10 protein-coding genes and 1 pseudogene are annotated in these 13,048 nt (G+C 38.5%); 8 read left to right on the forward strand and 3 right to left on the reverse strand.

The window, feature by feature from the left end; translation table 11 throughout:
- Nucleotides 1–15: 15 nt before the first annotated feature.
- On the reverse strand, nucleotides 16–459 hold the full coding sequence (locus AC3B6B_RS04020) for a DUF6978 family protein (RefSeq protein ID WP_489757386.1): 444 nt from the start codon (nucleotides 457–459) through the stop codon (nucleotides 16–18).
- A 352-nt stretch (nucleotides 460–811) separates the two neighbouring features.
- Here AC3B6B_RS04020 and AC3B6B_RS04025 point away from each other — a divergent pair, with 352 nt between their 5' ends.
- From AC3B6B_RS04025 to AC3B6B_RS04035, 3 genes and pseudogenes are all read left to right on the forward strand, one after another.
- Complete coding sequence (locus tag AC3B6B_RS04025) at nucleotides 812–1,759, forward strand: nucleoside hydrolase (RefSeq protein ID WP_489757387.1); 948 nt, start codon at nucleotides 812–814, stop codon at nucleotides 1,757–1,759.
- 479 nt (nucleotides 1,760–2,238) lie between these two features.
- Nucleotides 2,239–2,568 (forward strand): annotated as a pseudogene (locus AC3B6B_RS04030) (C40 family peptidase); the annotation flags it as partial.
- 7 nt (nucleotides 2,569–2,575) lie between these two features.
- Entirely contained in the window at nucleotides 2,576–2,764 is a 189-nt protein-coding gene (locus tag AC3B6B_RS04035) for a hypothetical protein (RefSeq protein WP_489757388.1), read from the forward strand.
- Nucleotides 2,765–2,853: 89 nt separating this feature from the next.
- Here AC3B6B_RS04035 and AC3B6B_RS04040 read toward each other — a convergent pair whose 3' ends face one another.
- On the reverse strand, nucleotides 2,854–3,327 hold the full coding sequence (locus tag AC3B6B_RS04040) for a nucleoside 2-deoxyribosyltransferase (RefSeq protein ID WP_489757389.1): 474 nt from the start codon (nucleotides 3,325–3,327) through the stop codon (nucleotides 2,854–2,856).
- Between the two features lie 160 nt (nucleotides 3,328–3,487).
- Between AC3B6B_RS04040 and AC3B6B_RS04045 the strand changes: the two genes are divergently transcribed.
- The 5 genes from AC3B6B_RS04045 to AC3B6B_RS04065 all read left to right on the forward strand — a co-directional run bounded on the left by AC3B6B_RS04045 (nucleotide 3,488) and on the right by AC3B6B_RS04065 (nucleotide 10,836).
- A complete protein-coding gene (locus AC3B6B_RS04045; RefSeq protein ID WP_489757390.1) occupies nucleotides 3,488–4,504 on the forward strand; it encodes a zinc-binding alcohol dehydrogenase family protein in 1,017 nt (338 codons plus the stop codon).
- Nucleotides 4,505–4,551: 47 nt separating this feature from the next.
- The gene (locus AC3B6B_RS04050) at nucleotides 4,552–5,268 is read left to right on the forward strand and encodes a winged helix-turn-helix domain-containing protein (RefSeq protein ID WP_489757391.1); all 717 of its coding nucleotides are present in this window, start codon (nucleotides 4,552–4,554) and stop codon (nucleotides 5,266–5,268) included.
- Complete coding sequence (locus tag AC3B6B_RS04055; protein ID WP_489757392.1) at nucleotides 5,265–6,749, forward strand: ATP-binding protein; 1,485 nt, start codon at nucleotides 5,265–5,267, stop codon at nucleotides 6,747–6,749. Before AC3B6B_RS04050 ends, AC3B6B_RS04055 begins: the two co-directional genes overlap by 4 nt.
- Before the next feature lie 106 nt (nucleotides 6,750–6,855).
- On the forward strand, nucleotides 6,856–9,399 hold the full coding sequence (locus AC3B6B_RS04060; protein ID WP_489757393.1) for a M1 family metallopeptidase: 2,544 nt from the start codon (nucleotides 6,856–6,858) through the stop codon (nucleotides 9,397–9,399).
- Between the two features lie 150 nt (nucleotides 9,400–9,549).
- Nucleotides 9,550–10,836, forward strand: coding sequence for an NCS2 family permease (locus AC3B6B_RS04065; RefSeq protein WP_489757394.1), 1,287 nt, complete (start codon nucleotides 9,550–9,552; stop codon nucleotides 10,834–10,836).
- Nucleotides 10,837–10,927: 91 nt separating this feature from the next.
- Here AC3B6B_RS04065 and AC3B6B_RS04070 read toward each other — a convergent pair whose 3' ends face one another.
- The gene (locus AC3B6B_RS04070) at nucleotides 10,928–13,048 is read right to left on the reverse strand and encodes an LTA synthase family protein (protein WP_489757395.1); all 2,121 of its coding nucleotides are present in this window, start codon (nucleotides 13,046–13,048) and stop codon (nucleotides 10,928–10,930) included.

The following is a 13,048-nucleotide window of genomic DNA, read 5'->3' on the forward strand; positions in this document are numbered from 1 at the left end:
ATCACCTTTCTTTTCTTACTTAGTATTTATATGAACGTAGTCTATAAAGCTTTTAAATGAAGATTCTATGTCTTCTATAGATATAGATGGAGCAAATTGACTTAAATCATAAGCATACGTGTGATCTTTTTCTGTTGAATCTTTGTTATATAAGTGTATGTGATTACGTCCAACTCTTGTATTGTCAATATGGTTTACATGGTTAGATCCATTTATGCAAATTCGCACCAAGTGAAAATTGTATGGACTTTTAAATCTCAAGTGCATTGAATATTTGTCTTGGATATTGCCACGGTATATCCCAAACTTATATTCTACTCCACTAATTGTATCAAAAACTTCTTCATCTTGCTTATATTTTCGAACTATGGGAAAAGAGAACGTAGGGTTATTCAAAAATTCTTTTGTATTGATTAATAGTTTTTGTACATCTTTTTTTGGTATATTATCGAAATCCAATACTATTCTCCCTGTCTAATTTTAAGTTACATTTACAGCTTTTAAAGTCAATCAGTTTTGGACTATCATAGTTATTAATTCTAATGATTTTTAGCTTATCATTAATATAATCTAAAATAACGCTTACATATAAATTCAAATAAAACTCTATTTATTTACCTTAATTCAATTAATTCACGAATAATACAAATGTTTTTGCTAATTACTAATATATCATGATATTTACATTTAATTCCAAACAACTTTCTTAAAGCACCTTAATGATCTAAAGTTTAACCTCAAAAAGATTTTACTTGACGATTTTATGAGACCTGTGTCATTCTTATCTTAAATAATTAGGAGGCTTTCATTCATGCGTAATGTTTATTTAAATCACGATGGTAATGTTGATGATTTAGTTTCATTGTTACTGCTCTTACAAATGCCCGATGTTAATGTCATTGGCGTTGGTGTCACCGATGCCGATGGTTATGTGGATCCCGCTGCTAGTGCTTCACAGAAAATCATTGATACGTTTGGGCAAGCCGGACGCCGACCAGCAGCAGTTGCTAAATCAGACTCCCGGGCGGCTCATCAATTTCCTAAAGAGTGGCGCTTGAGTGCTTTTTCGTTTGATGATTTTCCAATTTTAAATGAACATGGCGCACCCAAAACGCCCATTGCTGCTAAGCCAGCGCATTTGGATATGATTGACAAGATTCAAGCTGCTAGTGCACCAATTACGTTGGTCATGACCGGTCCGTTATCCGATTTAGCGCGGGCATTAGATGCAGATCCCAGCATTGTTAATAAGATTGACCGGTTATATTGGATGGGCGGAGCTTTGAATAGTCAAGGTAATGTTTTTGAACCCGGCGCTGATGATACGATGGAATGGAATGCTTATTGGGATCCGATTGCTGTCAAAAAAGTCTGGGATTCTGATTTAAAAATTACAATGGTTGGTTTAGATAGTACGGATCAAGTTCCTTTGACAAAAGAGTTGCGGTTACGTTGGGCAAAACAGCGCCAGTATCCAATTTTAGATTTAATTGGTCAGGGCTATTCTTTGGTGCACTCGTTTGAAGCTAATTCAATCTATTACTTATGGGATGTGCTGACCACATTGTTAAGCAATTATCCTGAATTGGCGGATTCTAAAGTGGTTAAGTCAGACGTTTCCACCACTGGAGCTTCCCAAGGTCGAACTTATCAAACGGACCAAGGTCGCGAAGTAACGTTCGTAACGAATGTTGATGCCGAAGCTTTCTACGACAAGATTGATGAATTAGCTAAAATTAATTATTCAGCTCAGAAATAAAGTTCAATCATTTAATAGCGTATTGCTGCGTCGTTTGTAGGCGCTGAACACGCTATTTTGCTGTTAAAGGATCTGTGGTTATTTTTAATACAGCTAGCGTGGATATAAACAAAAATTAGCTGCAAATTATTTGTGAAAAAGCTTGCACCGATGCTTGTTAAATTATAAACTGAACTTAAATAAATCATTAAGGGGTTTATGATTTAATGATATTAAAAAAATTTATTAGACGGTCAGTTTTAATCATAATTTTAGGAGTTGCTGGTGTCAGTGGTTCTGTTGTTCATGCAGAGACAGGCACAACACCAATTATTAAAGTTGAAAATACGTTAGCACAAACGCAAACTTTACCAGTTCCGGAAATTAATGTTAATTCGACTGATTATCAAATTCACGAAAAGCAAATGCGGGGCGAGATTACCGATATTCCTAATTTACAATTGCCACCGATGGCGCAAAATAACGAGTTTGTTCAATTAGCTAATCGCTATATTGGAGTGCCATATGTTTATGGGGGTACTACACCTGCAGGATTTGATTGTTCTGGATTAGTTCAATATGTGGGGCGCCAGTTGGGTCTAGCTTTGCCACGAACTTCGCAAGAACAGAGTTTAGTGGGACAGTATGTGCCATTAGATCAATTACAGGTTGGTGACCTCATCTTTTGGGGCGCACCCGGGAGTGCTGAACATGTGGGAATTTATGCCGGTAATGGTGAGTATATTCATGCTCCTCAGCCAGGAGAAAAGGTTCGGGTAGGCCAATTTAAATGGTTTAAACCAGATTTTGGTCGCCGATTAAGTAATTGAGGCACAGATGTTAAAAATATTAAGTGCAATTTTTATTATTAGTTTAAGCATTTGGCAATTCTACCGGATTTATCAAAATGCTAAGCGGCCCATAGGTAAACAATTTCAAATGATTTGGCGAGTGGCCCAAATTGGTAACTTAGTGTTGGCCATTCTGTTATTGATATTGGGTGGTCGAATTTTGTTCATAACTTAATTTACAAAGTAAAAAAAGTCCCTTAATTATTAGATTTGTTGTAATCTAATTACCAAGGGGCTCTTTTAATGTTATGAATTTTTGAAAAGTTAATAACAGGTTCCAGGATAAACTTGATAAGTGATGTTATTAAAGTCAAAGGTTGCTAATTGGCTCAACGTAATATAACAAGTAGCACTAGGAATCAGCATTAAGTTGATGGCTTCTTGATTATCGTCGGGAATGACGGCGACAATAGGTTTGTGATTAGCATAGGCATAACCGTATTCAAAAGCCATCCCAGTGTCTGCATGTGTTGGTAAAAACATGCCACAGACTACGTCAGAACGATCAATTCCTGCGAGATCACCACGAAAAGTGCCAATTTGCCATAAAGGATCAGCCAACATTTCTGGTTGTTTGGTCACGTCGACATCATTAAATTGGTGTTCCAGTGGTCGAAAACTATTTTCCCAATCAACCGTTGGGTTTTGTGCTAAAGCGGCTTGACCTTGCTGCATATATTGTTCTTCTTCCGGACTAAACCAAGAACAAGCCAAGTAGAGTGATTTTTTTTGGGTCATGAGAAAACTCCTATCAAGATAAATTAAGTATAATGAATTAATTATAGCGTATTTTAGTCAAAAAACCATGAGGTTGTGCTAAAAGAAAAATTTGGAGTAGCAATTGTTTAATCAACGTTAGTTATTAAAATTTTAAGTAGTATTTTAAGGAGGAATTGCGATGTTAAGTTTAGCAATGGGTTCAGATAATTATTACCCAGTTACAGATGACCGGTGTTTTCAAAAGACGGAGTTGACTTTGCCAACGATAAAAGCGAATGATTTGTTGGTGGAAGTCTTAGCGACTGCTGTCAATCCGATTGATATTGCGACGCGTAAAACATTACACGCTTTAAAGCAACCTCGCGTTTTGGGATTTGATGCTGTTGGTATTATTCAACAAGTTGGTTCCGCCGTTCGAGATTTTCATCCTGGAGAGCGGGTCTTTTACGCCGGCGATCTGAAGCGACCGGGTAGTAATGCCCAATTACAAGTGGTCGATCAGCGCTTAGTAGCGTTAGCTCCCCAAAAATTGTCCGTGGCTCAAAGTGCTGCTATGCCTTTAACTGCTCTGACAGCCTATGAATTACTTTTTGAAAAATTACATTTAACGTTGAATACCTTAGCTAATCAAGCTAAATCTATTCTTATTATTAACGGTGCTGGTGGTGTTGGTTCAAGTGCGATTCAATTAGCTAAGTTGTGTGGCTTGCAGGTTTGGGCGACGGCTTCACGCCCAGAAGCTGTCGCTTGGGTCCAAAAGTTAGGAGCAGATCATGTTTTAGATCATCATCAAGATTTAGTGTCGCAAGCACACCAGCAACAGTTTGACTATATTTTAGTTTTGAGTGATGTCGATGCGCATTGGCGAGAGATTATTCAGCTCATTCAACCAGCAACTGGCATGATTGGCACAATTACTAATATGAGTCAGCACCAGATTAACGATTTAAAACGGTTAAGTGTTAGCTTTTGCTGGGAGTGGATGTTTGCGAAAAGTTATTATCAAACTCCAAATTTGGCTTCACAAGGTCAGTATTTGCGCCAAATTGCAGCCTGGCTGGATCAAGGCTTACTGCACTCCACGTTAACCAAAGAAATCACTGGATTTGAAGTTGCGAGTTTGCAACACGCAACCCAGCTGGTAGAAAGTCAACATACCACGGGAAAGGTTGTGTTGACGTATGGTAAGCCTTAAACTGTATTCTATAAGTAAGATTTGAATAATTGATGTGGAGATAATTTATGAAATTATTAATGATTGAGGATAATAAATCTGTTTCCGAAATGATGTCGATGTTTTTTCAAAAAGAAAATTGGGACGTTCATTTTGCTTATGATGGTAATGAAGCGGTAGAGATGTTTAATCAAGAGCCAAATTCCTGGGATTTGATTACTTTGGATCTGAATTTACCCGGTAAAGATGGCTTAGAAGTGGCTAAAGAGATTCGCCAAAAATCGGCCAGTGTGCCGATTATTATGTTGACGGCCCGTGATTCTGAAAGTGATCAAGTTTTAGGTTTGGAATATGCGGATGAATATGTCACGAAACCGTTTAGCCCGATTACCTTAATTGCTCGGATTAAAGCCTTGCATCGGCGCAGTGAATTAACTGATACCGAAACCACCACGGCTAGTGATAAAAATTTTGATATTCAAACTAAATATTTTAAACTGAATAGTAATACTCGTGAAGCTTATTTAATGCAACAAGAAATTCCTAATTTAACTCCTAAAGAGTTTGACTTGTTGAAAACTTTGGCCAATAAGCCGCGCCAAGTCTTTTCGCGGGAACAATTGTTACAACAGGTTTGGGGCTATGATTATTTTGGTGATGAGCGGACGGTTGATGCCCATATTAAAAAATTACGCCAAAAAATTGAACAAGTCGGTCCCCAAGTGATTCAAACTGTTTGGGGAGTAGGTTATAAGTTTGATGATTCGGATTTAGGTGCATCATGAAATTAATCTATCAATATATGTTAGGTTTTTTGATCGTCGTGGGAACTTGTCTAGGAGTTATCTCCATTGCGGTTTATAGCTATAGTGAAAATATGGCTTATCGTCAAACCTGGGTGCAATTGGAGGGCTATTCAGATAACTTACAAAAAATGGCGCTCAAAGTGAATCCCCGCACGGGCAATATTGATAACATTACCGCAGACACTTTAGAATCAATGCAAGAAGTTTTGGCAGACCAAAAGGTTAATTTTGTCATGTTTGATAAAACGGGGAGTGAGATTTATCCGAATCGAACGCAACGGCCGGTAATTGATCACCACACGTTAAAATTATTAAAAGCGGGAAACGTTATTCGCGAGCGCAATAGTCATGAAAACGAAAGGCCGCGAGTTTATAATAAGCAGCCGATGACTTATATTATGAAGCCTTGGTTTGATCATAATAATAAATTAGTGGCGGTGTTATTGGCTGGTTCGGAAGTATCAGCGATTCAAACCAGTATTAATACGATTAAACATAACTTATTAATAGCATTATTAATTTCAGTGTTAATTGCTTTGGTTATGAGTTGGTATTTGGCTAATTGGCAAGTCAAACGGATTGATAAATTACGGCGCGCGACTAAACAAGTCGCGGGTGGCGATTTTGATGTTCAAATTGCTGCGGATGGTCAAGACGAACTGGATGATTTGGCTAATGATTTTAATGCGATGACTTTATCATTACAAGAGTCTGATCAAGAAATTAAACGCCAAGAACAACGTCGCAAAGAGTTTATGGCCGATGCTTCGCATGAGATGCGCACACCGTTAACGACAATTAATGGGTTATTAGAGGGCTTGGCTTATGATGCTATTCCCGAGGATCAGCGTGAGCATAGTATCCAATTAATGCGCAATGAAACTAAACGTTTGATTCGCTTAGTTAATGAGAATTTGGATTATGAAAAAATTCGGACTAACCAAATTCCGTTGCATCAACGAACTTTTAATGCCACGGATTGTCTAAATAATATTATTGCGCAATTAAAAGAAAAGGCGGAATCGGCACAGGATCAATTAATTTTGCAGGCACCGGAGAAGTTAGATGTTTATGCGGATTATGATCGGTTTATTCAAGTAGTTTTTAATATTACCCAAAATGCTATTCAATTTACCCAACAAGGTTGGATCAAAATGACGGCTTGGCATGATGACCAACAACAGGCCGTCATGATTACGATTAGTGATAATGGCATTGGCATGAGTGAAGACCAATTGAAAAACATTTGGGAACGCTATTATAAAGCTGACCCATCCCGCAAAAATACCAAATATGGCGAATCAGGGTTAGGGCTAGCCATTGTGCACCAGTTAATGCAACAACATCAAGGTAAAATCCAAGTCCATAGCCGATTAGAAAAAGGCACGACGTTTACGCTGACTTTTTATGATGAAGATAAGTTGGCTGCAGCCAAGAAAAGCAATCCCCAAGGCGCTTAGTAGCCGACTAGATAACAACTTGGATGAATACCTGAAAAAATTTTTACTAGTTTCTGCAGAATAGATAAATTATAATGAAATTATTCTCATGTTAGGTGGATTAATAATGACAGATAAGACTAGATTATACGCACAATTTCAACCCGAGCATTATGATTTGTATTTAGACATTAATCGAGAAACTAAAATGATTCATGGGCAAACGACAGTGCGCGGTTGGGCTGTGACTTCAACTATTAAATTGCATCAAAAATATTTAACTATTCAAAACGTGACCGCAGCCGATCAAAACTTAACTTTTAGTGTTGATGAACAAAAAGAAACTGTGACGATTGAATTGCCGCAAGCAGGAGCTACGACGGTAACAATTGCTTATGAGGCACCTTTAACTGATTCAATGATGGGCATTTACCCCTCTTATTATCAAGTGGCCGGCCAAACCAAGCAATTAATTGGGACTCAGTTTGAAACGACAGCTGCGCGGCAAGCTTTTCCTTGTGTCGATGAACCAGCGGCCAAGGCAACTTTTAATTTAGCTATTAAATTTGATGAACACCCCGGTGAAACAATTATTAGCAATATGCCTGAAAAACAAGTGCAGCAAGGGGTGCACTATTTTGAAACGACAGTTAAAATGTCGACTTATTTAGTAGCCTTTGCTTTTGGTGAGTTGCAAAAAGTGACGACCACGACGAAAAGTGGGGTAGAGGTAGGCGTCTTTGCTACCAAAGCCCATTCAGCTCAGGAATTAACTTTTGCTTTAGACATCGCCAAACGTTCAATTGAATTTTATGAGGATTATTATCAAACACCATATCCCTTGCCACATTCTTGGCATTTGGCCTTGCCAGACTTTTCAGCAGGTGCCATGGAAAACTGGGGCTTAATCACTTATCGGGAAACCTGTTTACTAGTTGATCCGCAAAACGCCGCTTTAGAAAATCAGCAATATGTAGCGACAGTGATCGCCCACGAATTGGCTCACCAATGGTTTGGCGATTTGGTAACCATGCAGTGGTGGGATGATCTCTGGTTAAATGAAAGTTTTGCTAATATGATGGAATACGTGGCGATTGATGCCTTGCAACCGGATTGGCATATCTGGGAATTGTTTCAAACAGCCGAAGTGCCGGCAGCACTAAAGCGAGATGCCACTGCTGGGGTCCAGTCAGTTCACGTGCAAGTTGAACAGCCCGCCGAAATTGACGCGATCTTTGATAGTGCGATTGTTTATGCCAAGGGGGCACGCATGTTAGTGATGGTGCGCGCTTTGATTGGTGATCAAGCGTTACGGCAAGGTCTCAAAGCCTATTTTGACCAGCACCAGTATGCTAATGCGACTGGCGATGATCTGTGGCAAGCTTTGGGTAATGCTGCCCATATGGATTTAAAAAAGATTATGGATACTTGGTTGGAACAACCAGGTTATCCAGTCGTGACAGTTAAACTGCAGGCTGATACATTAGTCTTACATCAACAACAATTTTTTATTGGCGAAAGTCAAGACCAACAGCGGCAGTGGCAAATTCCGTTAAAGAGTAATTTTACAGCCGTACCTCAGTTGATGACGACAGCCACCATAGAAATTCCGCATTATACTAAGTTACGTCAAGCAGCTCAGCAGCCATTACAGTTGAACGTGGAAAATGAATCACACTTTATTGTAGCTTATGATGATCAACTCTTAGCCGATTTGGTTCAAAACGTTAGCGAATTAGATGCGGTGACTCAATTACAAATTTTACAAGATGCGGCGTTATTGGCCGAAGGGCAACAAAAGCCTTATGCTGCAGTTATTCAGATTTTACCGCAGTTTAGTCATAGTACTTCTAATATTGTGAATGCCGAATTTTACCAAATTTTGCGTCAATTGCAAAAATTTGTCCAACCACAAACAGCTGCCGAAACTGCATTAAAACAAGTTTATCGCCAATTTAGTGCGGCGGAAATCAATCGTTTAGGGTGGCTACCTCAAGAACAAGAAAGTCTAGATGATCAGTTAAGTCGCCCAATTTTGATACAAGCGGGTCTTTATGGTGAAAATCCAGCTCTCATTCAACAAGGGCATCAATTATTCGGTCAGTATCAAGCTAATTTGGCTAGTTTTCCAGCTGCCACGCGAGCAAGTTTGTTAGTTAATGAAGTGCAAAACTATGGCAATGCGGCGTTGTTTGAGCAATTAATGACTTTATATCGGCAAACTAGTGTGGCTGATTTAAAGAGTGATATCGCTGCTGCGATGCCCAAAATAGCAGATCCATCATTATTACACCAGATGATCGCTTTATTTGAAGATAGTCAAACAATTAAACCGCAAGACTTACGGGCTTGGTATCGGGGCGTGTTACTTAATCCTCAGGGGCAACAACTAGCTTGGGATTGGTTACGCAGCGATTGGAGTTGGCTGGAACAAAGCTTAGGTGGCGACATGGAATTTACTGCGTTTATTACGGTGACCGCGAATGCCTTTCATACACCAGAGCGTTTAGCAGAATTTCAACAATTTTTTGAGCCCAAAGTGGCTGTGCCCGGTTTAGGTCGAGAAATTACTATGGATGAAAAAGCCATTGCTGGTCGCGTCGCTTTAGTTCAAGAGCAACAACAAGGAGTGCAAACAGCAATCAAGGAATTAATTTTAGCATCATTCTAAAGCTGAAGTTAGAGGCTGAGATCAAAGTCGCTCAAAGCTGATTATTGCGATTCAATTTTGGTGTTACTAACACTTAAGAAAGTTATAATCATACTCAGCGATTTTTTTCTTGGCTTCTTTGCTATTTTGGTGGCATTCCGAAAGAAATTAATGAGGAGTAAGATCATTTTGTTTAAAATATTCAAACAACCACAGCAATTAAAGACTGAACTGTTAGCGGGGGTTACCAGTTTTTTCGCCATTTCTTATATTATTATTGTTAACCCGCTAATTTTAAAGGACGCCGGCATGCCGGTTAATCTGAGTGTGTTTGCGACGATTATTATCTCGGCAATCGGCTGTTTAATTATGGCTTTTTGGGCAGATGCACCGGTGATCTTGACCCCAGGAATGGGCGTCAATGCCTTTTTTACGTATACCTTAGTAGTTAACCTCAAATTTAGTTGGCGAGAGGCCTTAGCAGTTTCTATCTTAAGCAGTTTGGCGTATTTAGTGATTGCTTTTACACCATTAGTACACTTGTTAGCTAAAACAATTCCAGCCAGTTTAAAAACAGGGATTAGCGTTGGGATCGGCTTGTTCTTAGTCGAACTGGGGTTAAAAAAGGCGGGACTCATTGTAGCAGGTCATAATGGTTCCTTAGTAGCAGGAGGCAACTTAGCTGCGCCAATGACGTTACTGGCCTTATTTGGCTTAGTATTAACGTTAGTTTTATATTTAAAAAAAGTTCCAGGTTATTTTATTATCGGTATTATTACGAGCAGTATCTTAGCGGTTATTTTTCATTTACAAGCAGCTGCTCCCCCAGTCAAATTAAGTCAATTAACCCAAATGTCACAGTTAATTAATCAAGCTAATTTTAGTCAAATTGGAAATTTGAAATTTTGGTTGGCGGTCTTTTCTTTGACCATGATTTTAGTATTTGAATCCATGGGGCTGTTGACTGGCATTTTACCTGATCAGAAAAAATTTCCGCGGGCCTTTCAAAGTAGTTCCATTACAGCTGTCTTATCTGGAATTTTAGGTAGTAGTCCCACTGTTGCCGCGGCGGAAAGTGCTGCGGGAATTGAAAGTGGGGGTCGCAGTGGGATTGTATCTTTAGTAGCAGCTATTTTATTTAGTGCTTCGTTGTTTGTAGTCGGTGGTTTAAAATATATCCCTCAAGCCGCGATTGCACCGGCTTTGATCTTGACAGGGGCTATGATGATGCAACAATTGCAAACTTTAAATTTACAAGATTTTAGTGAATGGTTTCCGGCGTTTTTGATTATTACGTTGATTCCGCTAACTGGTAGTATTGCCACGGGATTAGCTTTTGGTTTTGTGAGTTATCCTGTGGTTAAATGGGCCACTAAGCAAGGTCAGCAATTAAATGCCACATTGCTAGTTTTAAGTGGTTTATTTTTATTAGATTTAATTGTGAATGCTATTTTATAGTTAAGTTGAGAATAAAACAAAAAGCATTGGTTCAACTGTGAATTCGTTACTAGAATGTTGAACTAATGCTTTTTTAGTTAGTTTGTTTAGCTTATTTTTGGGGAACTTCATAGAGAAAATTATCATTACCATCTAGTTCAGGGGCATTGCTCTTATATAAATCAGTAGTCGTTTTATTATTATTTTTGGAATAAAGACTCGTTGATTTATCCCCCAAAGCATCGCGTGTTTTCATTAAGTGTTGAAATTCGTTTTGATAGTTATAGTCCTTAGGATTGACAGGGGTAAAGCCCTTGGGAGTGTAAAAGCGCAAGAGATTAGTTTTATTGACGGAATCTGATAAACTCAGTTCAGTATCCTTCTTTTGGGCAATTTGGCGTAGTTTACTTTTCAATTCTGGTGTTGGATCAGTGATTAATTGACCATTACTGTTTTGATAAATGATCATTTTGTTATTACTATTATTAATCACGGTATACTTAGGTGTCACAAACGTATGGTTACGGAAAATGACATTTTGGTCATGTTGCTTAGATAAGAGGTCATTGCCCATGAAGATATAGGGCTTAGTATTGACGCCCAAGAGATTTAATAAAGTGGGCAAAACATCGATTTCTCCACCATATTGTTTTTGAATTCCTCCCTTCAATCCGGGCATATGAATCATAAACGGAACACGTTGCAGTTGAATATGATCGAATTGACTCCAAGTTTTCGGATCATGCCCAATGACCGGCGCAACGTCTTTTTCATCACCTTCACTTAGTCCAAAGTGATCACCATAAAGAATGATAATCGAATTGTCATACAAACCACTAGCCTTTAAATAGTCGAAGAATTCGTGAACAGCTTCATCAAGATAATGTGCAGTGCCAAAATAATTATTGACCATTGTATTATTAGTATCCGGTTTTTGAAAACCACCGAGGTCATCATTGGCTAATTCAAAGGGGTTGTGATTAGTGACTGTCAAAAATTTAGCGTAAAATGGCTGTTGCAGCTGTTCTAAATATTTGGTACTTTCCGCAAATAACAGTTTATCTTTGCTGCCCCAATAAGTGTTACTATCGGCAGTTTGTTGAAAATACTTTTGATCAAAGAAATAATTGTAGCCCATATTTTTGTAAACAGTGTCGCGACTCCAAAAAGAACCAATATTACCATGAAACGCCGCCGAGGTGTAACCTTGTTGTTGATTTAAAATGGCCGGTGCGGCTTGGAAGGTATTGTTAGATCCTAAACTAGTAAAAAAAGATCCTTCAGGTAAGCCAAAAAGCCCCGTTTCTAACATAGTTTCTGCGTCACTTGTCTTGCCTTGACCAACTTCGTGGAAGAAATTGGAAAAAGCTAGGGTATTATCGGAATGATAAAGACTATTTAAAAAGGGAGTTACTTCTTGACCCTTCACTTTACTATCGATCAGGAATTGTTGAAAACTTTCGAGATGAATGATGATAACATTTTTGCCTTTAGCAATGCCTTGATACTTTGGATTAGGTGTGGCGTAATGTTGTTTGACGTAAGATAAGACCGGATCCATATTAGCTCCTTGCGCTCCGGAGCGGAGATTGTTACTTTGGGCGGTTTTAAAACTATCATATGCTAAAAAAGAATTCAGTCCCAAATATTTAACAATATAGGTGCGATCAAAGGTCCGCATTAATAATTGTGGTCGACTTAATTCGGCTAAAAAAACGTTAGCGGCTAACATGGTTAAACTCAGACTGGTAATTAAAAAAGCTTGTAACTTACTAGTGGGCTTGGGGTCGGCAGTAACTTTTTTAGTAATCCATAACAAAGCAAAAATTGGAAAATCAATAAAATAAATCCAATCGTGTACTTTAATCATGGCAATGGCACTGCTGCCAAGGCCTTTAGCAACTTTGCCCACACTTAAAATGGTGTTAATACTAATAAAATCACTAAATTCGCGGTAATATAAAATATTGCTATATAGTAATATTGTTTCTAAAACATAAATGGCTAGAGTGGTCCAATAATATGGTTTCGCTTTTTTGAAATAAAGTGGCAAGCTCAATAAGAGTAAACTTGTAGCAATGGGATTCATAATGAGTAAAAAATGCTGAAAAGGATCAGCGGCGCCCATATTAAAATCTAAGTAATAAGCAATGACGGTTTTTAACCAGAGACCTCCGGTTAAGATTAATAACCAGCCACTGCGCCGAGTGTTCATTTGGTTGTGCATTTTCAT

The organism is Bombilactobacillus sp. ESL1197 (genome assembly GCF_058107145.1).

Coding starts and splice junctions, on each gene's coding strand:
- AC3B6B_RS04040 (WP_489757389.1), bottom strand. CDS start 3,327: ATGACCCAAAAAAAATCACTCTACTTGGCTTGTTCTTGGTTTAGTCCG.
- AC3B6B_RS04045 (WP_489757390.1), top strand. CDS start 3,488: ATGTTAAGTTTAGCAATGGGTTCAGATAATTATTACCCAGTTACAGAT.
- AC3B6B_RS04065 (WP_489757394.1), top strand. CDS start 9,550: ATGAGGAGTAAGATCATTTTGTTTAAAATATTCAAACAACCACAGCAA.
- AC3B6B_RS04070 (WP_489757395.1), bottom strand. CDS start 13,048: ATGAAAATGCACAACCAAATGAACACTCGGCGCAGTGGCTGGTTATTA.
- AC3B6B_RS04055 (WP_489757392.1), top strand. CDS start 5,265: ATGAAATTAATCTATCAATATATGTTAGGTTTTTTGATCGTCGTGGGA.
- AC3B6B_RS04060 (WP_489757393.1), top strand. CDS start 6,856: ATGACAGATAAGACTAGATTATACGCACAATTTCAACCCGAGCATTAT.
- AC3B6B_RS04050 (WP_489757391.1), top strand. CDS start 4,552: ATGAAATTATTAATGATTGAGGATAATAAATCTGTTTCCGAAATGATG.
- AC3B6B_RS04025 (WP_489757387.1), top strand. CDS start 812: ATGCGTAATGTTTATTTAAATCACGATGGTAATGTTGATGATTTAGTT.
- AC3B6B_RS04035 (WP_489757388.1), top strand. CDS start 2,576: ATGTTAAAAATATTAAGTGCAATTTTTATTATTAGTTTAAGCATTTGG.